Annotated in this window: 18 protein-coding genes; 7 read left to right on the top strand and 11 right to left on the bottom strand. The window is 33.4% G+C overall.

The annotated features are described in order from the left end of the window. Nucleotides 1–38: 38 nt before the first annotated feature. From ftsZ to H277_RS0107820, 3 genes are all read left to right on the top strand, one after another. Entirely contained in the window at nucleotides 39–1,892 is a 1,854-nt protein-coding gene (gene ftsZ, locus H277_RS0107830) for a cell division protein FtsZ (RefSeq protein ID WP_019975030.1), read from the top strand. Nucleotides 1,893–1,993: 101 nt separating this feature from the next. After that, nucleotides 1,994–2,446, top strand: coding sequence for a GatB/YqeY domain-containing protein (locus H277_RS0107825; protein WP_019975029.1), 453 nt, complete (start codon nucleotides 1,994–1,996; stop codon nucleotides 2,444–2,446). A gap of 323 nt (nucleotides 2,447–2,769) precedes the next feature. After that, complete coding sequence (locus tag H277_RS0107820) at nucleotides 2,770–3,291, top strand: septal ring lytic transglycosylase RlpA family protein (RefSeq protein WP_019975028.1); 522 nt, start codon at nucleotides 2,770–2,772, stop codon at nucleotides 3,289–3,291. A gap of 133 nt (nucleotides 3,292–3,424) precedes the next feature. Here the strand turns inward: H277_RS0107820 and mqo are convergent, their stop codons facing one another. From mqo to H277_RS0107805, 3 genes are all read right to left on the bottom strand, one after another. After that, nucleotides 3,425–4,900, bottom strand: a complete 1,476-nt coding sequence (gene mqo / locus H277_RS0107815; protein WP_019975027.1) for a malate dehydrogenase (quinone) — start codon at nucleotides 4,898–4,900, stop codon at nucleotides 3,425–3,427. 120 nt (nucleotides 4,901–5,020) lie between these two features. Then, nucleotides 5,021–5,515: an RDD family protein gene (locus tag H277_RS19695; protein WP_019975026.1), complete on the bottom strand. Its 495-nt coding sequence runs from the start codon at nucleotides 5,513–5,515 to the stop codon at nucleotides 5,021–5,023. Between the two features lie 90 nt (nucleotides 5,516–5,605). Beyond that, nucleotides 5,606–7,087, bottom strand: a complete 1,482-nt coding sequence (locus tag H277_RS0107805) for a hypothetical protein (protein ID WP_019975025.1) — start codon at nucleotides 7,085–7,087, stop codon at nucleotides 5,606–5,608. A gap of 148 nt (nucleotides 7,088–7,235) precedes the next feature. Here H277_RS0107805 and H277_RS18805 point away from each other — a divergent pair, with 148 nt between their 5' ends. The 4 genes from H277_RS18805 to leuB are packed head-to-tail and all read left to right on the top strand — an operon-like array spanning nucleotide 7,236 to nucleotide 11,519. After that, nucleotides 7,236–8,411, top strand: a complete 1,176-nt coding sequence (locus H277_RS18805) for a 2-isopropylmalate synthase (RefSeq protein WP_019975024.1) — start codon at nucleotides 7,236–7,238, stop codon at nucleotides 8,409–8,411. Beyond that, nucleotides 8,408–9,793: a 3-isopropylmalate dehydratase large subunit gene (gene leuC, locus H277_RS0107795; RefSeq protein WP_019975023.1), complete on the top strand. Its 1,386-nt coding sequence runs from the start codon at nucleotides 8,408–8,410 to the stop codon at nucleotides 9,791–9,793. Before H277_RS18805 ends, leuC begins: the two co-directional genes overlap by 4 nt. A gap of 12 nt (nucleotides 9,794–9,805) precedes the next feature. Further along, nucleotides 9,806–10,408, top strand: coding sequence for a 3-isopropylmalate dehydratase small subunit (gene leuD, locus H277_RS0107790; RefSeq protein ID WP_019975022.1), 603 nt, complete (start codon nucleotides 9,806–9,808; stop codon nucleotides 10,406–10,408). After that, complete coding sequence (gene leuB / locus H277_RS0107785) at nucleotides 10,395–11,519, top strand: 3-isopropylmalate dehydrogenase (protein WP_019975021.1); 1,125 nt, start codon at nucleotides 10,395–10,397, stop codon at nucleotides 11,517–11,519. The genes leuD and leuB overlap by 14 nt, the downstream gene beginning before the upstream one ends. Before the next feature lie 73 nt (nucleotides 11,520–11,592). On the opposite strand, the gene groL is transcribed toward leuB, so the two are convergent. From groL to H277_RS0107745, 8 genes are all read right to left on the bottom strand, one after another. After that, on the bottom strand, nucleotides 11,593–13,218 hold the full coding sequence (gene groL / locus H277_RS0107780; protein WP_019975020.1) for a chaperonin GroEL: 1,626 nt from the start codon (nucleotides 13,216–13,218) through the stop codon (nucleotides 11,593–11,595). A gap of 89 nt (nucleotides 13,219–13,307) precedes the next feature. Continuing rightward, nucleotides 13,308–13,586, bottom strand: coding sequence for a co-chaperone GroES (locus H277_RS0107775; RefSeq protein ID WP_019975019.1), 279 nt, complete (start codon nucleotides 13,584–13,586; stop codon nucleotides 13,308–13,310). Nucleotides 13,587–13,740: 154 nt separating this feature from the next. Then, nucleotides 13,741–15,987 carry a zinc-dependent metalloprotease gene (locus H277_RS18800; protein ID WP_033422617.1) on the bottom strand — a complete coding sequence of 749 codons (2,247 nt, stop codon included), beginning with the start codon at nucleotides 15,985–15,987 and terminating at the stop codon, nucleotides 13,741–13,743. Nucleotides 15,988–15,992: 5 nt separating this feature from the next. Continuing rightward, the gene (locus H277_RS0107765) at nucleotides 15,993–16,346 is read right to left on the bottom strand and encodes a hypothetical protein (RefSeq protein WP_019975017.1); all 354 of its coding nucleotides are present in this window, start codon (nucleotides 16,344–16,346) and stop codon (nucleotides 15,993–15,995) included. A 175-nt stretch (nucleotides 16,347–16,521) separates the two neighbouring features. Continuing rightward, complete coding sequence (gene secG / locus H277_RS0107760; RefSeq protein ID WP_019975016.1) at nucleotides 16,522–16,872, bottom strand: preprotein translocase subunit SecG; 351 nt, start codon at nucleotides 16,870–16,872, stop codon at nucleotides 16,522–16,524. A 4-nt stretch (nucleotides 16,873–16,876) separates the two neighbouring features. Next, a complete protein-coding gene (locus tag H277_RS19690) occupies nucleotides 16,877–18,022 on the bottom strand; it encodes a tetratricopeptide repeat protein (RefSeq protein WP_019975015.1) in 1,146 nt (381 codons plus the stop codon). A 22-nt stretch (nucleotides 18,023–18,044) separates the two neighbouring features. Continuing rightward, nucleotides 18,045–18,554 carry an LptE family protein gene (locus tag H277_RS0107750; protein WP_019975014.1) on the bottom strand — a complete coding sequence of 170 codons (510 nt, stop codon included), beginning with the start codon at nucleotides 18,552–18,554 and terminating at the stop codon, nucleotides 18,045–18,047. Nucleotides 18,555–18,556: 2 nt separating this feature from the next. Beyond that, nucleotides 18,557–19,825 carry a sigma-54 interaction domain-containing protein gene (locus tag H277_RS0107745; RefSeq protein ID WP_019975013.1) on the bottom strand — a complete coding sequence of 423 codons (1,269 nt, stop codon included), beginning with the start codon at nucleotides 19,823–19,825 and terminating at the stop codon, nucleotides 18,557–18,559. Nucleotides 19,826–19,878: the final 53 nt, after the last annotated feature.

Genomic DNA, 19,878 nt, shown 5'->3' with positions numbered 1-19,878 from the left:
AAATTACGAACCAATTTAATAAGAAGAATATGAGTGATATGTTAACAGGAGATATTGTGTTCAACTTACCAAAGAGCCGATCTCAAGCAATCAAAGTGATTGGAGTAGGTGGTGGAGGTAGCAATGCCGTAAACTACATGTTTGAACAAGGAATCGCAGGTGTTGAATTTGTGATTTGTAATACAGACTCTCAAGCATTAGCGAATAGTCCAGTCCCAACACGAATTCAATTAGGACAAGCCATTACAGAAGGTTTAGGAGCAGGAGCAAACCCTGAAGTGGGAGAGCAATCGGCTATCGAAAGCATGGATGACGTAAAAGCTGTTTTAGACGAAGGGACTAAAATGGTATTTATTACTGCCGGAATGGGTGGTGGTACAGGAACCGGAGCAGCACCGGTTATTGCCGGAATAGCAAAAGAAATGGATATCTTAACAGTAGGTATTGTAACAGCGCCATTCTTTTTCGAAGGAAGAATGAGGTTGGAACAAGCTGAAAAAGGTATCGAGAAATTAAGACAAAATGTAGATTCATTGATTGTGATCAACAATGATAAATTACGTGAGCTATATGGAAACTTAGGGTTCAAGAATGGTTTCTCGAAAGCTGATGAGGTTTTAACAACAGCAGCGAAAGGAATTGCAGAAGTTATTACACAACACTATGCAATGAATATCGATTTACGTGATGCACGTACTGTATTGAAAAATTCAGGAACAGCAATCATGGGATCTGCACAAGGTTCAGGTGAAAACAAAGCAAAAGATGCGATTTCTTCCGCTTTAGATTCTCCATTGTTAAATAATAATAAAATTACAGGAGCACGTAACGTTTTGTTATTGATTTTGTCTGGTAATAATGAAATTACAATGGACGAAATTGGTATCATCAATGATTACATTCAACAAGAAGCTGGAAATAGTGCAAATATTATCATGGGTATTGGTGAGGATTTAGATTTAGGTGATTCAATCTCTGTAACTGTAGTAGCTACAGGTTTCCCAACGGAAGACCAGGCTTATACAGGAAAAGAAGAACAAAAAATTGTGCATACTTTAGAAGAGGAACAACCGATTAATAAAACATTATCTGTTGATCAACCTTTTGTAAATCGTGTAAAACCAATGACATTAGATTTTGGACGCTCTAATGCTTCTACACAAGCACCACAGACGTCTCAACAAAATCAAATGCCGGAGGCTCCCCAAAATAACTATCGAGATGCGGATATTAACCAAAGTTTTCAACAACAATCTTATCACAATACGCCAGAGCAATCTTTTGAAGAAAATAATGCTCCGAAACGTTATGTATTAGATGACATTGAGGATGAACCTGTACAAGAAAAACGTTCTTATGATGATTTTGAACCACGTTTAAAATCTGATTTTAATCGTCCTCAGGAACGAACAAATGATGTGACGAATAACAATCAATCCTATCATTCATATTCTAATCATGTAGCTTCAGAACAATCTAATTATCCTCAAAATAATTATACAGGATACAAGGCTCCTAAAAATGAAGGATATGGAAATGTAGAACCAGTTCAATCAAATGTATCGCACTCAACTGTACCTCAACCTGAACAAGTACAAGTACAAGTTGCAGTAGATCCGTTTAATCAGCCGATTGAAGAATCAAATGATACTGAATTAAACAATATGATCGAGGAAAGAAGAAATCGGTTGAAACAATTTAATTTTAAATTTAACAACACGATGACAAATTCTCAGGTAGATGAATATGAAGCAATTCCTGCTTATAAGCGTCAAGGATTAAATTTAACCGATCGTCAGGATAACCAGTCTTCAGATTTTTCTGTAGGAACTAATCGAAACAACGAAACACAAATTCGTCCAAATAATTTTCTACATGACAATGTAGATTAATAGGCGATCACTCGTAAAAAATATTCTTATTATAGAAAAGGTTCATTGCTTTTGCGATGAGCCTTTTTTTGTCTTAAATTTGTAGTCTAAAAGCAAAAATCATGAATTTAGAAACCCAAATAATGGGACAGTTAAAAGAAGCGATGAAAGCTAAAAATACTGTTGCCTTAGAAGCTTTAAGAGCTGTGAAATCTGAATTATTATTAGCAAAAACATCTGGAGCTAATGGAGAATTGTCAGAAGACCAAGAAATAGCTTTATTACAAAAGTTAGTCAAACAACGTAAAGAAGCTGCTGAACAATTCGAAACAAATGCTCGTCCTGAATTAGCAGAAAAGGAATTGGCGCAAGCAGAAGTTATTCAACAATTTTTACCAGCTCAATTAACAGATGAAGAATTAACTGTAGCAATAAAAGAAATTGTTGCTGAGGTTGGTGCTACTTCTCCAAAAGATATGGGAAAAGTAATGGGAGCAGCATCTTCTAAATTAGCAGGTAAAGCAGAAGGAAAATTGATTTCGGCTAAAGTAAAAGACATTTTAGCGAGTTTATAATTGATTTTTAAATCTTTAAAAATTAAGAAAAGGTAAAGTTGACAAAACTTTACCTTTTTTGTTTCTTTATTTAATAAATTTCTTCAATTTTTACAAAATGATTATTCGTTGATTATCAATGATATATCCGGTTTAAATAAATAATTGCCAAAAAAATTAGGATTCAATCTTTATTTTAACATTAAATTAACAAATCGCTGTAAGCATCTAAATCAGCAAAGCACAAGAGATTTTAGAATTAAAAATCAATGGATTAGAATAATTCTAAATAAGAAGGTGTTTATACCCTTAAATTTGCAAAGTAAATCAGAAAAATCTAAAGGATGACGAAAAGCATTACAGCGTTTATAGCAATGTTAATGATTTTTCCAATAGCAAATGCTGATGGTAAAATTTTTAAGGATTCTGGTCATAATGACACAATTATTATGCCAGCTTCTGAGAAAAGATTTAGTAATGATATTGATAATGATACCATCAAGAAAGATACATTATCAGTTGAAGATGAAAAGTTGGTTGGAGAACTTATCGAGAATAGTGCTCGAAAAATCTCGACAGGAGTTGTTTCTTGGTATGGAGACAAATTCCACGGACGCAAGACAGCTAGTGGTGAAACGTATGACAAACACGAACTAACGGCTGCCCATAAGTCTTTACCATTTGGTACGAAAGTAAAAGTTACGAATATCAGAAATGGTAAATCTGTAGTTGTAGAAATTAACGACAGAGGTCCATACGCTAAATCTAGAGTTTTAGACTTAAGTCAAGCTGCATTCAGCGAAATTGGTCACACCAATACAGGAGTGATGCAAGTTGAATACGAAATCTTAAAAAGCGAAGACTAATACAAGACTAAGATGTTCAGAAAAAATGAAAAGGTTTGAGAATGTATTCTCAAACCTTTTTTTATTTCATTTAATTATTCAAAAAAAATCCTGGTAATAGTATTTACCAGGAATATATAGGATTAGAATAATCTTAATCTAAAATTTTAAGCACTTTAGTTGTACGAGCTCTTGATGCTTCAACTAATTCAGCTTGTGCTAAATCTTCTCCGTAAGAAGGAATCATTTCTTTAATAGCCTCGTTCCAATTGTTTTTCATCAATTCAGGGAAGCATTGTTTCATTAAGTTCAACATAGCGCTTACAGAAGTTGATGCTCCGGGAGAAGCTCCTAATAAGGCAGATATAGAACCATCCTGAGATGTTACGATTTCTGTTCCAAATTTTAAAACTCCTTTTCCGTTTTGTTGTTCGATCACTTGTACACGTTGTCCGGCAGTTTGTTCAAACCAATCTTCTAATTTCGCTTCTGGAAAATATTCTCGTAATGATTCTACTTTTTTTGCTTTTGACAGCATAACTTGTTCAATCAAATACTTCGTTAAATCGATATTATTTAATCCACAATTCATCAAGAAACCTACATTACCTACGTTAACAGATTTGAATAAATCGCAATTAGAACCGTATTTTAAGAATTTAGTTGAAAATGTAGCAAAAGGACCAAATAATAAAGACTGTTTTCCGTCAATCACACGTGTATCAAGGTGAGGAACAGACATTGGTGGTGCACCAATTTTTGCTTTTCCATATACTTTTGCATGGTGTTTTTTGATTACTTCTTCATTTTGACAAATTAACCATTGACCACCAACAGGAAAACCTCCGAATTTTTTCGATTCCGGAATACCGGATTTTTGTAACAATAAAATTGCTCCACCGCCTGCACCGATAAATACAAAATCTGCATTAACAGCTTTATTACTTCCAGATTTAAGATCTTTTACTTTTATAGCCCATTTTCCGTTGCTAAGACGTGTTAAGTCTTTTACTTCGTGTTCAGTTTCTAATGTAATTTCATTTTTGTCTTGTAAGCCTTTGAAAATTTGACGGGTTAATTCTCCAAAATTTACATCAGTTCCCAAGTTCATGTGCGTTGCCGCAACTTTCTCATTACCTTTTCTACCGTCAACAATTAAGGGAGTCCATTCTTTTATTTTTGAAATATCTTCAGAATACTCCATCTCTTTAAATAAAGGATGTTGTGATAATTTTTCGTAACGTTTTCTCAAGAAATTTACATCATCATCTCCCCATACAAAAGACATATGCGGTGTAGGACGTAAAAATTTTTCAGGAGAAGAAACGTAATTATTCTCGACTAAGTAAGACCAAAACTCTTTCGAAGTTTCAAATTGTTTTGCAATATTAATTGCTTTATCAATATTTACCACTCCGTTTTTGTCCATTGGTGTGTAATTCAATTCACAAAAAGCAGAATGACCAGTACCAGCATTATTGAAAGCATCAGAACTTTCAAATCCAATCTTATCTAATTTTTCGAAAACAGAAATCTTAATAGCCGGATTGATTTTTTTAAGAAGTATGCTTAGGGTAGCACTCATGATACCTGCACCAACTAATACTACCTCTTGAGGTTGTTTTTCCATTTCTCAAAAATATATTTACGTTGCAAAGGTATTAATAAATAGCCTTTTTTGCGAAATTATACGCAGAAAAAAGAATGATTTATTACATAAATTCTTTTAACCCGGAATATTCTTTGCTTATTATTTTATAGAAGATTTTTCAATATCAGTATGGCCAATATGTTCAATACTGTCTTGACTTGATAAATCAAGTTCAAAAGCTTTTTTATTGACAACTGTCGTTTTTGTAATTGAATCATGCCAGCCATTTTCTCCTAAAAAAGTTAATGGTTCGAATGGAATAATACGACACAAACTACGCATAAAATAGTCTTTTGTTGTTGGAGTTGAACTGTCAATCATGACAACTTTAGTTCCTGTAATAAACTTTCCTATTGAACGACCTTTTGTCAGAGTTTCAATAACGAAATAATAAATAATGAGACAACCTATACCAAGTATGTTGTAAAAAAGGTCATTTTTTGGTAAACCAATATGGGTAATCATTGAAAAAACACCAAGGAATAATCCCATGCAAAATGTAAATGCTAAATAAGCAATGATATCAACAATGTAATTGATAAACCTCTTTCCTTTGTCTGCTTTATGTTCGCCGACGATGTAATCTTGATACATATTATTTCAGTATTTGTTATAGTTGTAAATATACACTAAACAGTAAAAATTTCAGAGTTATTTAAAAGTTATAAAATTAATTTCTCAGACTTAAATTTTATCTTCTATCCAGCGTCTAAGATTGATGTAATTGGTATTTCTCCTCAATAAACTTTGATTATCAGCATCTTTTAGAAATTCGTCTAATTCTCTGAAAGCTTTTACCTTTTCATGAGGAAATAAGTCATTCAACTCAATAAAAAATAAACTTATTTTTCGCGTAATAATATTACTATTTTTCATTTTCTTACAGAACTGATGTGTTTTATAAGAATAGGCATCCAGTTCCTGATCATTGCCAGAATCATATAAATTCATCATAATGAGAACCAATGTATAGAAATACAAATCTTCTTGAATAGAGGTATCACTTTGAATAATTTTTTGACAATATTCGAACGAATTATTCCAGTCTTTATTCAAAAAATGGTAAGCAGCAATCTTGAGATAAAGAACTAAAATATGATGCTGATCGATTTTATGTTGATGCGATTTTATTTCCCTTAAAATATCTTTAATCAAAAAAGGGCTAATATTTTCTTTCGGATTGATAAAAAAATAATTCAGTTTACTGTTAAATTTATTGATAAACCAAAGTGCCTCTACATTATCATTCAATGGTAAAATATTATAAACAGTTTCCAGTTTATCAAACCAGAATTTGAATTCTTGAGAATCCTTTTTCAGGTACAAAATTTTTAATAAATATGAGTTTCCTTTAATAAACCAGACAGGATGACTCAGAATCCTTTCTTTTTTTTCGTAAAACAGTTCAACCCATTTTTTCGAAAATTCATACGAGTTCTCAAGGTTTTGCGTTAACATAGATAACCAAACATTGGCTTTGTAAAACCATAATTTTTCTTTGAATTTTAATCGGTTAAAGTCAATGTTTTTTGTCTCCGTATCAAAAAAATGCTGAATGTGATCAATTTCTTCTTTGTTCTTCGCATAACCATTTTCCAATAAAATACTATATAATTTTAAGGATAAATTGGACAGCTTGCTTGCTTGTAAATTCTGTAAACTCAGCTCTTCTGATTGTTCAATCAGCTGATCTGCTCGCCCGAAAATACTACGTGTAATAAATTGAGATTCAATAATTTTTTCTAATTCAAGAATGTCATATGCTATAGTTTTTTCGTCTAACTCTAACGCTTGTGTTTTAGCTTTATCCAACATTTTGAGACTTTGTTTGTGCAACCCTTTTTGATATAAAATAGTTGCAAAATCAAATTGTTCCCGTATTTGCATACGTGTATTCTGTTGGGAAGGATTCATTCTCAAACTAAATAAAATCTGTTTGTACAAATGTGCTTTTAAGTTGGATAATTGGAGTTTCGTTGTAATTTTTTTCTTTAAAATAATATTTTCATCATACTCGTTTAGCTTATCCAATAAATCGAAAAGTAATAGAAATTTTGCATCAGCATTGATTTGTAAACGATTTACATAAAGTTTAAATTGACGTTTTTCGGAACGGTTAAGCGATTTTATTAAACTAAAAAGTGCATCTTTATTATGATTTGACATTGTAATTAAATTAGTTTTAAGTAGTTGTTTTTGAGGGTTATATTTGTTTTAAAATATCTTTAAGAATTGTAAAATATCTTTTTTCTAAGAAAATTAAAGTTAGTACAATTTTAATTTTACATCACAATAACAATCAAAACAAATTGCAATGAGTGCCGAAAAGATTCAAATTTTTGATACAACACTAAGAGATGGAGAGCAAGTACCAGGATGCAAATTAAATAAAAAACAAAAGTTAGAGATTGCTGCCAGATTAGATGAACTAGGTGTAGATGTGATAGAAGCTGGTTTTCCAATTTCAAGCCCTGGAGATTTTGAAGCGGTGAATGCAATTTCAAAATTAGTGAAAAATACAACGGTATGCGGATTAACTCGTGCGAATAAAAAAGATATAGAATCTGCAGCGAAAGCATTACAATCTGCAGCTAAACCAAGAATTCATACAGGAATAGGAACGTCAGATTCACATATTATTTATAAGTTCAATTCGAATCGTGAAGCAATAATTGAACGTGCTGTAGAAGCTGTAACTTATGCAAAGACGTTTGTAGATGATGTCGAATTTTATGCCGAAGATGCTGGAAGAACAGATAATGCTTTTCTAGCTAAAGTATGCGAAGAAGTCATAAAGGCAGGTGCAACTGTTCTTAATATTCCGGATACAACAGGTTATTGTTTACCGCTTGAGTATGGAAATAAAATTAAATACTTAAGAGATAACGTTCAGGGAATTGAGAATGTCATTATTTCGTGTCATAATCATAATGATTTGGGACTGGCAACGGCAAATGCTGTAGCAGGAGTAATAAATGGAGCACGACAAATAGAATGTACAATTAATGGTATTGGAGAGAGAGCCGGTAATACAGCTTTAGAAGAAATTGTGATGATTTTTAAACAGCACAAAGAACTAAACTTTTACACAGATATCAATGCACAAATGTTGACAGAATTGAGTCAATTAACGTCTGAAACAATGGGAATGATGGTTCAACCAAATAAAGCAATTGTTGGTTCAAATGCTTTTGCGCATAGTTCTGGAATTCATCAAGATGGTGTGATAAAAAATCGCGAAACTTATGAAATTATTAACCCTGCAGATGTTGGGGTAAACGAATCGTCGATTATTTTGACAGCCCGAAGCGGACGTTCAGCATTGGCTTATCGTCTTAAAGATATTGGTTTTGATACTTCTAAAAATGAATTAGATATTTTGTACGAACAATTTTTAGAGATAGCTGATTCAAAAAAAGAAGTTGTACGTGAAGATTTAATCGGGTTAATGCATCAGTTTACTCAAACAATTCAAAGAAAATTTGCATGAGAACACTATTCGATAAAGTTTGGGATGCACATATTGTAAGCCAAGTAGAAAACGGTCCGCAAGTCATTTATATCGATAAACACTTGATTCATGAAGTCACAAGTCCACAAGCATTTGCAGAACTAGAAGCGAGAAATATTCCGGTTTATCGTCCAAATCAAATTGTTGCAACAGCAGATCATAATGTTCCGACCATTGATCAGAATCAACCGGTTCGTGACCCTTTATCAAAGCAACAATTGGAAAAATTAGCTTTCAATTGCGAAAAAAATAACATTACATTTTACGGATTAGGTCACCCTTATCAAGGAATTGTTCATATTATTTCACCTGAATTAGGAATTACGCAACCGGGAATGAGTATGGTTTGTGGCGATAGCCATACTTCGACACATGGAGCTTTTGGTGCAATTGCTTTTGGAATTGGGACCAGCCAAGTCGCTCAGGTTTTTGCAAGTCAATGTTTGTTGATGAATAAACCAAAATCGATGCGAATTAAAGTGAATGGAAAATTAAATCCAAATGTTCAACCGAAAGACGTGATTTTATATATCATTTCTAAAGTTGGAACAAATGCCGGAACTGGTTATTTCTGCGAATATGCCGGAGATGTTTTCGAAAATATGTCGATGGAAGGACGGATGACCGTTTGTAATATGTCGATAGAAATGGGAGCTCGCGGTGGAATGATTGCACCAGATGAAACAACTTTTGCTTATTTAAAAGACAAACCATTTGCGCCGAAAGGAGAAGAATGGAAACAAAAAGTAGCGTATTGGAAAACTTTACCAAGTGATAAAGATGCGGTTTTTGATGAAGAAATAGAGTTTGAAGCAGCAGATATTTATCCGATGATTACGTTTGGAACAAATCCCGGAATGGGAATTTCGGTGAAAGATGCCATTCCTTCAAAAGATTCATTAAACGAAAATGAGAAAGAATCTTTTGAAAAGGCGTTGAAATATATGGGATTTAAAGATAGCCAATCGATTATTAATCATCCGATTGATTATGTCTTTATAGGAAGTTGTACCAATGCGAGAATTGAGGATTTACGTCAAGTCGCAGATTATGTAAAGGGAAAACAGCGCAATGAAAATGTGACAGCTTGGATTGTTCCCGGTTCAAAACTTGTAGAAAAGCAAGCAATAGAAGAAGGACTGGATAAAATTTTTGAAGCTTCAGGTTTTAAGCTGCGAGAACCTGGTTGTTCAGCTTGTTTAGCGATGAATGAAGATAAAGTTCCGGCAGGGAAATATTGTGTTTCAACTTCAAATAGAAATTTTGAAGGACGACAAGGACCAAATTCAAGAACATTATTAGCAAGTCCTTTGATTGCGGCAGCAGCGGCAATTCATGGAAAGGTTGTTGATATTAATTAAAATTAGCACGAAATGGATTCAATTAATCAGCTTAAATCATCGGCAGTTCCGATTAAAATAGAAAATATAGACACCGATCAAATTATACCGGCCCGTTTTTTAAAAGCGATTAGCAGAGAAGGTTTTGGAGATAATTTGTTCAGAGATTGGCGATTTAATCAAGAGAATGAAAAAATTGAGAATTTTCCACTGAATGATTCAAAATATGTAGGGAAAATATTAGTTGTCGGAAAAAATTTTGGTTGTGGAAGCAGCCGTGAACACGCAGCTTGGGCAATAAAAGATTACGGATTTGATGTTGTAATTAGTAGTTATTTTGCGGATATTTTTAAAGGAAATGCGTTGAATAACGGAATTTTACCAATTGTTGTTTCAGATGAAATTTTAAATCAAATATTTGAGATAATCGATCAAAACCCTTCAACAGAATTTGAAGTTGATTTGGAAAATCAAACCTTGGGAATTCAAAGTCAATCTATCAATTTTGAGGTTGATTCTTATAAAAAAATCTGTTTATTAAATGGGTATGATGATATTGATTTCTTAATCAGTCAGAAAGACAAAATAGAAGCTTACGAACAAAATCATAAATCTTTACAAGATGAAAATGCATAAAATTGCTGTACTTCCTGGCGATGGAATAGGACCAGAAGTCGTTTCGGAAACAATAAAAATTCTGAAAGTTGTAGAACAAGTTTTCAAATATAATTTCGAATTTGAGCAAGCTTTGATCGGAGCGATTGCAATTGACGAAACAGGAAGTCCTTTGCCAGAAGAGACACTGCAATTGTGTAAAAATTCGGATGCAGTTTTATTTGGAGCAATTGGAGATCCAAAATATGATAATAATCCGAACGCTAAAGTTCGTCCCGAACAAGGTTTGTTAAAGTTGAGAAAGGAACTTGGTTTATTTGCAAATATCCGTCCGATCAAGGCTTACGAATCTTTGTTGGGGAAAAGCCCGTTGAAGCGTTCCTACATTGAAGGTACAGATATGGTGATTTTTCGTGAATTGATTAACGGAATTTATTTCGGGGAGAAATTTACGGCGCAAGATGGTTCGCATGCGTATGATACGTGCTCGTACAATAGAAAAGATATTGAGCAAATTACACATTTAGCTTTTCAGGAAGCAATGAAACGTCGCAAAAAAGTAACCTTAGTAGACAAAGCAAATGTGTTGGACACGTCTCGTTTGTGGCGAAAAGTTACGATGGAAATTAGTCCGGAATATCCGGAAGTAGAATTAGATTATTTATTTGTTGACAATGCAGCAATGCAGTTAATTCTTAATCCTAAGCAATTTGATGTGATTTTGACAGAGAATATGTTTGGAGATATTATTTCAGATGAAGGAAGTGTAATTGGAGGAAGTATTGGTTTATTACCATCTGCTTCTATTGGTACAGAAAATGCATTATTCGAACCTATACATGGTTCTTATCCACAAGCAAAAGGAAAAGGAATTGCAAATCCGATGGCTTCTATTTTGAGTGCGGCAATGATGTTGCGTTATTTGGAATTAGAAGAAGGAGCAAAAGCGATAGAGAAAGCTGTGGAGAATGCGATTAATAATTTGATTGTAACGTCAGATTTAGATGAAACAAGTGATTATTCGACATCTGTTGTTACAAACTACATTGCAAAGATATTATTGAGTGATCATGATCATCATTCGTATTTCAATTTTGAAAACGTCTTGATGGGAAAATCGACAATTATATAGTTTTTTATTTATGGCTTAATAAAAATGCCATCCGGAAGGATGGCATTTTTTATATGAATTGATGAAGCGATGATTACATCATCCCCGGCATTCCACCTCCCATTGGTGGCATAGCTGGCTCATCTTTTTTAATTTCTGTAACAACAGCTTCAGTCGTGATTAACATACCTGCAACAGAAGCAGCATTTTCTAATGCAACACGAGCAACTTTAGTTGGATCAATAACTCCAGCTTCGATCATGTTAACATATTCATCAGTTTTTGCATTGTATCCGAAATCACCTGTTCCTTCTTTTACTTTTGCTACCACTACAGAACCTTCACCACCTGCGTTGTGAACGATTTGGCGTAATGGTTCCTCGATTGCACGAGTAACAATTTTAACACCTGTCGCTTCGTCAGCATTTGTTGTTTCGATTGTTAAGTTAGACAAAGCTCTAACAAAAGCAACACCACCACCAGCAACAATACCTTCTTCAACAGCGGCACGAGTTGCGTGTAAAGCATCGTCTACACGATCTTTGATTTCTTTCATTTCAACTTCAGAAGCAGCACCAACATACAATACAGCAACACCTCCAGCTAATTTAGCTAAACGCTCTTGCAGTTTTTCGCGGTCATAATCAGAAGTTGTCGTTTCGATTTGTGCTTTAATTTGGTTTACTCGAGATTTAATTTGTTCTGCATCTCCTGCTCCGTTCACAACAGTTGTATTGTCTTTGTCGATAACAACTCTTTCAGCTGTTCCTAACATTTCTAAAGTAGCAGTTTCTAACGTAATTCCTTGCTCCTCAGAAATAACTGTACCTCCTGTTAAGATGGCGATATCTTGTAACATTGCTTTGCGACGATCTCCAAATCCTGGTGCTTTAACAGCAGCTATTTTTAATGATCCTCTTAAACGGTTAACCACTAAAGTTGCCAAAGCTTGACCTTCAACTTCTTCAGAAATGATTAAGAATGGACGTCCTGATTGAGCAACCGGTTCTAATAGAGGTAAGATTTCCTGTAAGTTAGAGATTTTTTTCTCACACAATAAAATGTAAGGATTTTCTAATTCCGCAATCATTTTATCTGCATTTGTTACGAAGTATGGAGATTGGTATCCACGATCAAATTGCATTCCTTCTACAACATCAACATACGTTTCTGTTCCTTTCGCTTCTTCAACAGTGATCACACCTTCTTTTCCAACTTTAGAGAAAGCTTCAGCGATTAATGATCCGATTGTATCATCATTATTTGCAGAGATAGACGCAACCTGTTTGATTTTTTCTGAAGAATCACCAACTTCTTGAGATTGTTCTTTTAAATTCGCAACGATACCAGCAACTGCTTTATCAATACCACGTTTTAAATCCATTGGGTTTGCACCAGCCGCAACATTTTTTAAACCTTCGCGAACGATAGCTTGTGCTAAAACTGTTGCAGTAGTAGTTCCGTCACCGGCAACATCATTTGTTTTAGAAGCAACTTCTTTTACCATTTGAGCACCTAAGTTTTCGATTGGATCTTCCAATTCGATTTCTTTTGCTACAGAAACTCCATCTTTTGTGACATGTGGAGCACCGAAAGATTTTTCTAAAACAACGTTACGACCTTTTGGTCCTAATGTTACTTTTACTGCATTTGCCAATGCATCAACACCTCTTTTTAAAGCATCTCTTGATTCAATATCGAATTTAATATCTTTTGCCATTTTTATTTATTGTATTATGTACGATGCACGATGTACAAAGTACTTGGTTTTGTTTATTTTGAATAGTTTAAAAATCTATTGATTTATATTTAGATGATTGCCAGAATATCTGCTTCACGCATGATTAAGTAATCTTTACCTTCTAATTTCAATTCTGTTCCAGAATATTTTCCGTAAAGTACTTTATCCCCAACTGCAACTGTCATTGGCTCATCTTTTTTACCATTACCAACTGCAACTACAATACCTTCTTGTGGTTTTTCTTTTGCTGAATCTGGGATAATAATTCCTGAAGCTGTTTTAGTCTCGGCAGGAGCTGGTTCAATTACCACTCTATCTGCTAATGGTTTAATGTTTAATTGTGACATATTTGTATATTTTATTTTAAATTGATGATTTCAATTCAACGAAAAACGTGCCAACAGCTAATTTCTGCCATTATGGATAAGTTAATTACAAGGAGGAAAAATAAAAATGCCAAGCTGTCAGACAACTTGGCATTTTAAGTAATTTTATAAAAGATTATTTTTTGATAATAATTTTTTTCGTGAACTGTTCATTTCCAGTTTCAATAGAAATAATGTAGACACCATTTGCTAAATTGGATAAATTCACTTGTTGTGATTTAGAAGAATTCAAATTGTTCGAGTAAACTGTTCTACCTGCTAAATCTGTTACAGTAATTTTACCTGTTGTAAATGATTTACTGAAATCTAAATTAATCATTCCATTAGATGGATTCGGAGAAATAGACGCAAGATCTTTAGTCGTAATATCAGATATTGCTAATTTATCAGAAATCTCAAAGTTTGCAGCATTTACAGCTAAGAAAACATTATCAATAGCCTTAATCATAATACGAGCCTCTTTCGTTAGCTTGATATCAGAAGGGACAGTGAAATCATATTTTCCATTATTTGGAGCTGTTTCTGCTAAAATGTAATCAAAGTTTTTACCTCCATCAACAGATAATAAGATTTTTACATTTTGTGTATCAATTCCATTTGCATCTGTTCCTGCGACATCCCAAGTAATTGATGCCGGTTGATTATACGCCCAATAATCGCCTGTGTCTTGAGAAGACACTTTGAATGGACCTACATCCTTTACAGTTAAAACAACATTCTTACGATCTGTCTGCCCACCTTTTGGATTATTATCTCTAGCCAATATAGAGAATCTTATAGTACGTGCAACGCTTGGGATAACTTCCCATGACATTGGTGCAGGATTCGATTCAAATGTTAATTTACCTGCAACAATTGATTGTAGATTAGGGAAGTATCTATGTCCTTCAGTTGTTGGATTAAGCGATCTGAAAGTTGGTCCCCCTGTATTTGTAGATAACGGCGGTTGCGTAGCTATTTGAGTATCTATTTGCTCCCAATTGTACGTTAATGCATCTCCGTCAGGATCTGTAGCGGTAGCTTCTAATAAAAATGCAGTCGAATGCGGAATGCTATGGGTTAATTTTGTTAATTCTAAAACAGGTTCATTATTTCCTGAATCTGTATTGACAGAACAACTTCCTGATGCTGATGTAACAAAAGAGTAAATATTGTTAACACTTACAGTTGAAAAGTAAGGATCACTATTGTTTTGTACGTTAGGGGGACAAATACCTGCATAAGCCATGATTGTACTACCACTTCCTGGTTCTACTGCTGTAGCTCCGGAACGGTTCCCTCCGCACGAATTATTAAATGTGTGTGGAGCTCCGAATTGGTGGCCCATTTCATGCGCTACATAATCAATATAGAAAGGATCATTTATAGGCGCTCCTAAACCTGTTACTCCTCCAGCTTTACTGTTACCGCAAGGACTTCTTAAGTAAGCAACTCCTCCGCCTCCGGTAGAAAATACGTGACCTACATCATAATTATCAATACCAATTTCCCGATCTAAAACAGTTTGATTTTGTCCAAGCATAGCAGAACCACTATTGTTTGTGTATTCATCTGTTTTAATGAAAATAATTTTATCATTTTCCTCAACTAATTCCATTGTAACACCAAACTCTTTTTCGTAAACACCATTTACACGAGTCATAGCAACGTTTATTGCGGATACAACAGCAGCTAATTTTTCTTCGTCAGTTCCATTCATTACACCGGACCTGTTAATATGGTATCTTGAATATTCAACAGTTGTTGCTAATGCTAAGCGGTATTTTCTCATTTTACCATCTGTAGCAATGTTATTTGTAGGAACTTTGTCTGTTATCTGATTAATTAAGTTTTGTTGATGTACATCATCTGTATGACAAGTAAAATTGATCATGTCATCAACATTTTTTCTGCTGTAAGAAATGTATGTTGATAAATCTTCTGTATAAGCATCAATGTAAGAAACTTCATGTCCTTTTTGTATCATGGCACTAAATCCATGATAAGGAGAATAGCTGAAACGGATAGTCGATTTTCCATCAACGGATTTTCCAACATAAGACTTTATAGTGTTGAATTTTTCCTGAAGTTTAGGTGCCATAATCGAAGCTTCTTCAATTTGGTACTTCGTTAATTCTCCTTTATCATTTGGAATATTAACTAAATGAGGTTGATTTCCCCCTTTATTTGCAATCGTGTTCAGATCATTTACTAAACTTGTAATGTCCAAATTAAATAATTTATATTCTTTTGGAACAGATGATCTTTCAACCAAGTTGGCTGGTTGGTAATTTTTGTTTTTCAGTTCTTGCCAATAATTACTTTGAGCAAAAACAGAACTTCCTCCCATTAGTAGAGATAAGATAATAAATTTTGACTTCATAAATTTTAATATTCAAGTGTTAAACGATTAATTTCTTTCGGAATTTCTATAACCAATAAGTTGATAGACTCATCAAACTTATTTTCATTTTTATTTAATTTTAAAAAATTATGCTTAGAAGTTGTTGTTAATTCTGACAGTTCGTAACTGTCAATGTCTTCTTTACAAATAACAGCAACATTTTTAGTTGTAAAATCAACGATATGTAAAGGCGCATTTCTTTGACCAGGAATAAGCAACGATTTTTGAAAATCATCAAAATTTTCTTTATTCGTGAAAATTCTAACCGATTCCTTACATCCGTTCTCATCTAATGCCGTTCTCAAAATATTGATTTCATTCTTAGGAATTGTTTTCATAATCTTTTGTTGACCGCAACTAATAAAAAATAGAAAACATAAAGAAATCAGGAAATAATAGTGCTTCATATTCAGTGTTTAACACTAAATTATGAATATAATTTAAATAAAAGGCAATAAAAAACGTGAATCATTTTCTGATTCACGTTTTTTATTACTTATTTTTCTTAAAAAATTACTTCGCCGGTTGTGCTGGTAATTGATTTTGACTTGCTCCATTTGCAGCTGGTTGCGCTGGTAAATTGTTAGCAGGTACTGTAACGTTTGTTTTAATTGGTTTTATTGCATTTGGATTTTCGTGTGCTGCACTTGCTCCAATAATCAATACAATTACAACGATAAATAATCCCCAAGTTGTGTTGTCTAAGAATTTATTTGTTCTTTGAACTCCAAACATTTGGCTTCCTCCGCCACCTCCGAAAGTAGAAGATAAACCTCCTCCTTTAGGGTTTTGAGATAATACGATTAGTACTAACAATACACATAAAATCATGATAATAATCATGAAAAACTGAAATAGTCCCATTTTATTATTTAGAGTTTTTTAAATTTTCAATTTCTTTAATTCGATTTGCAAATAAACTATTTTTTTCTGGATATTTCAAAATTAATATCTTATAAGCTTTAATTGCTTTGTCATATTTTTTTTGCTCAATATAAATCTGAGCCAAAGTTTCAGTCATTAAATCTGAATATTCTTCTGTATTCTGAACAAAATTTGAAGAGGTACTGGCTGGTGTAATGTCCGTTTTTTTCATCGGAACTATTTTGGGATTCTTTTCCAAAAAATCATCAATCAGCTTATATTTTATTTCTCTTTCGGCAATCTCTTGTTCCTCTTCAATCTCTTCTTGACTTTTTGATTGAGATGGAACTTTTTTTAACCAATCGGAAAATGAAAATGTTGATTCGTCTTTTTCTTTTTCCGAAAGCTGAACTTTTTTTACTTCAGAATTTTCATGAACTTCATTTTTTAGAAGCAATATTTCTTCTGGTTCTGATTGAATAATTTCGATACCTGAAGTTTGTTGAACAGCATTTTCGATATCATTATTCAAAGTTGTATCTTTAGAAATGCTAGATATTTTGACTACTTTGTTGGTGATTTCTGCCACTTCATTCAATTCTTCATCAGAAATAATATCCACAACATGATCTGTTCTCAGTTCAGATTCTTCTGTATCATTTTCAATCATTTCATCCACAATATCGTCATTGATTTCATGATCGTTTTCACTAACAATGATCTCAGAAATATTTTCATTTCCAATGATTGGATTATCATTTTTCACTTCAATAGATTCATCATTTTCTTGTATAGAATGAGTGATGGAATCTTCAATGATTGGTTCAGAAATGATTTCACTTTCAGGTAATTTTTGCATTCTCTCATCTTGTCTAGATTTCTCAACGATTGAAAGTGTTTCTACCTGATTTTCTTTTTGAACAGGTTCTGAGTTGATATAATGATACAAATCGACACGGTTACTACTTTGAATTGAAGTTTTGTTCAAATAATCTTCAAAAGATGGATGATTTTCCTTCTTCAAACCATAAAGTAACAATGCACGCAAGGTATAGAAATACGGGTATTTTTCAACTTCTTTTTTTAGAAGTGGAATATCCGATTTCTCGACTTCGTACGGATGTGCTACTAAATATTCAATTCTGGTCATTGCTCAAATATAAGGTTATTTTTTACCAATCCATCGCAATAGATGCAAAAACCTGGTCGCGAATATCATCAATAATTAGCGGTACAATTGATGACTCAACATTACTTAACATGGCATTTCCATCATACAATTGGAATGCTGAAAATGTTCTGTCATAATTTTTAGATTCGTCTTTATTGTTGATGTACCGAACTTTTACATAAATTGTTAAACGGTTTTTTGCAGCGATATCATTTGATTGAATTGCTTCTGGAACGACATCGTATCCTGTAATTTCACCTTCTATAATTAAATCAGAGTTTTCATTCGAATTTAATTTCAATTTAGTTCTGCTTCTAAAAATATCTTGAATGGCAATTGTTAAATCCTGACTTAAAGTAGGATTTTGTTGAGGTGCATAATTCGGAAAAGTTGCCACATAAATTGTGTTCCAATCCGGTTGAATAGCAGCTCCTGAAAGCGAATATTTTATACAGCCTGTTAAACTAAAAATAGTGAAAATACTAAGGACAAATAATTTAATTTTGTTCATACTTACAAATGATATTGTTTGATTTTACGGTACAATGTACGCTCCGAAATTCCTAGTTCGTCGGCAGCCATTTTACGTTTTCCTTTGTGTTTTTCTAATGCCAGTTTAATCATTTCCTTTTCATTGTCTTGTAACGAAAGCGATTCTGGTTCTTCAATAGGACTAACATCGTAGACATCGTTCGAATAATCGTATTGCGGTTGTTGAAAAGTAGGAGTCTTTGGTGTTTGAGTTGCCGGAACTAAATTGTATTGATTGGGTGCAAAATCATTTTCAGGTTCATTTTGGTCCTGATAAACACGTTGAATTAACTCTTGTGTATTGCCATTGAAATCTTCTACATCTTTGTGTTTGATTAAATCTAATGTTAATGCACGTAAATCATTCAAATCTTTTTTCATATCCAACAAAACTTTAAACAATAGTTCACGTTCCATAAAATCAGATGAATTCCCATCTTTTTTATTCGTAACCGTTAGCATTGTCGAATTATGAGGTAATAATTCCATGATTTTTTCTAATGAAATCACACGGTTTTTTTCAACAACAGAAACTTGCTCTGCAAAATTTCTTAATTGACGGACATTCCCGGGCCAAGGATAATTGGCGATATAATTTTGTGCTTCCGGTGAAAGCTCAATATGAGGCATTCTATATTTATTCGCAAAATCTGAAGCAAATTTTCGAAACAATAAATTGATATCCTCTTTTCGTTCGCGCAAAGCAGGAATGTCTATTTGAACTGTATTTAATCGGTAATATAAATCTTCACGAAATTTACCTTTTTCAACAGCTTCTTTCAGCTTTACATTAGTTGCAGCTACAACGCGCACATTGGTTTTTTGTAAATCAGAAGAACCGACTTTCATAAATTCGCCTGATTCTAAAATACGCAATAAACGAACTTGTGTAGCTAAAGGCAATTCTCCAACTTCATCTAAGAAAATAGTTCCGCCATCAGCGACTTCAAAATAACCTTTACGCGTTTGTGTAGCACCTGTAAATGCACCTTTTTCATGTCCAAATAATTCAGAATCGATTGTTCCTTCAGGAATTGCACCACAGTTTACAGCAATGTAATTATTGTGTTTACGTGCAGATTGATTATGAATAATTTTTGGAATGAATTCTTTTCCGACACCACTTTCTCCTATGACAAGCACAGATATATCGGTAGGAGCAACCTGAACCGCTTTCTCTATCGCACGATTCAAGGCAACATTATTTCCAATGATTCCAAAACGTTGTTTGATTGTTTGTAAAGAATCCATTTTTTATTTTTTTAGGTTGTCAAGTTGAATTTCTTTCAACTTCTCATCATTTA

It is taken from the genome of Empedobacter brevis NBRC 14943 = ATCC 43319, assembly GCF_000382425.1.
Lineage (GTDB): Bacteria > Bacteroidota > Bacteroidia > Flavobacteriales > Weeksellaceae > Empedobacter > Empedobacter brevis.
Note: the sequence above shows the minus strand (reverse complement) of the source record. Positions and strands in the feature narration are given on the sequence as shown.

Excerpts from the sequence above, each read along its gene's own strand:
- H277_RS19695 (WP_019975026.1), bottom strand. The coding sequence starts at position 5,515 with ATGTATCAAGATTACATCGTCGGCGAACATAAAGCAGACAAAGGAAAG.
- H277_RS0107765 (WP_019975017.1), bottom strand. The coding sequence starts at position 16,346 with ATGAAAACAATTCCTAAGAATGAAATCAATATTTTGAGAACGGCATTA.
- leuD (WP_019975022.1), top strand. The coding sequence starts at position 9,806 with ATGGATTCAATTAATCAGCTTAAATCATCGGCAGTTCCGATTAAAATA.
- H277_RS0107805 (WP_019975025.1), bottom strand. The coding sequence starts at position 7,087 with ATGTCAAATCATAATAAAGATGCACTTTTTAGTTTAATAAAATCGCTT.
- ftsZ (WP_019975030.1), top strand. The coding sequence starts at position 39 with ATGTTAACAGGAGATATTGTGTTCAACTTACCAAAGAGCCGATCTCAA.
- leuB (WP_019975021.1), top strand. The coding sequence starts at position 10,395 with ATGAAAATGCATAAAATTGCTGTACTTCCTGGCGATGGAATAGGACCA.
- H277_RS0107745 (WP_019975013.1), bottom strand. The coding sequence starts at position 19,825 with ATGGATTCTTTACAAACAATCAAACAACGTTTTGGAATCATTGGAAAT.
- secG (WP_019975016.1), bottom strand. The coding sequence starts at position 16,872 with ATGGGACTATTTCAGTTTTTCATGATTATTATCATGATTTTATGTGTA.
- leuC (WP_019975023.1), top strand. The coding sequence starts at position 8,408 with ATGAGAACACTATTCGATAAAGTTTGGGATGCACATATTGTAAGCCAA.
- H277_RS18805 (WP_019975024.1), top strand. The coding sequence starts at position 7,236 with ATGAGTGCCGAAAAGATTCAAATTTTTGATACAACACTAAGAGATGGA.
- H277_RS18800 (WP_033422617.1), bottom strand. The coding sequence starts at position 15,987 with ATGAAGTCAAAATTTATTATCTTATCTCTACTAATGGGAGGAAGTTCT.
- H277_RS0107820 (WP_019975028.1), top strand. The coding sequence starts at position 2,770 with ATGACGAAAAGCATTACAGCGTTTATAGCAATGTTAATGATTTTTCCA.
- H277_RS0107825 (WP_019975029.1), top strand. The coding sequence starts at position 1,994 with ATGAATTTAGAAACCCAAATAATGGGACAGTTAAAAGAAGCGATGAAA.
- H277_RS19690 (WP_019975015.1), bottom strand. The coding sequence starts at position 18,022 with ATGACCAGAATTGAATATTTAGTAGCACATCCGTACGAAGTCGAGAAA.
- mqo (WP_019975027.1), bottom strand. The coding sequence starts at position 4,900 with ATGGAAAAACAACCTCAAGAGGTAGTATTAGTTGGTGCAGGTATCATG.
- H277_RS0107750 (WP_019975014.1), bottom strand. The coding sequence starts at position 18,554 with ATGAACAAAATTAAATTATTTGTCCTTAGTATTTTCACTATTTTTAGT.
- H277_RS0107775 (WP_019975019.1), bottom strand. The coding sequence starts at position 13,586 with ATGTCACAATTAAACATTAAACCATTAGCAGATAGAGTGGTAATTGAA.
- groL (WP_019975020.1), bottom strand. The coding sequence starts at position 13,218 with ATGGCAAAAGATATTAAATTCGATATTGAATCAAGAGATGCTTTAAAA.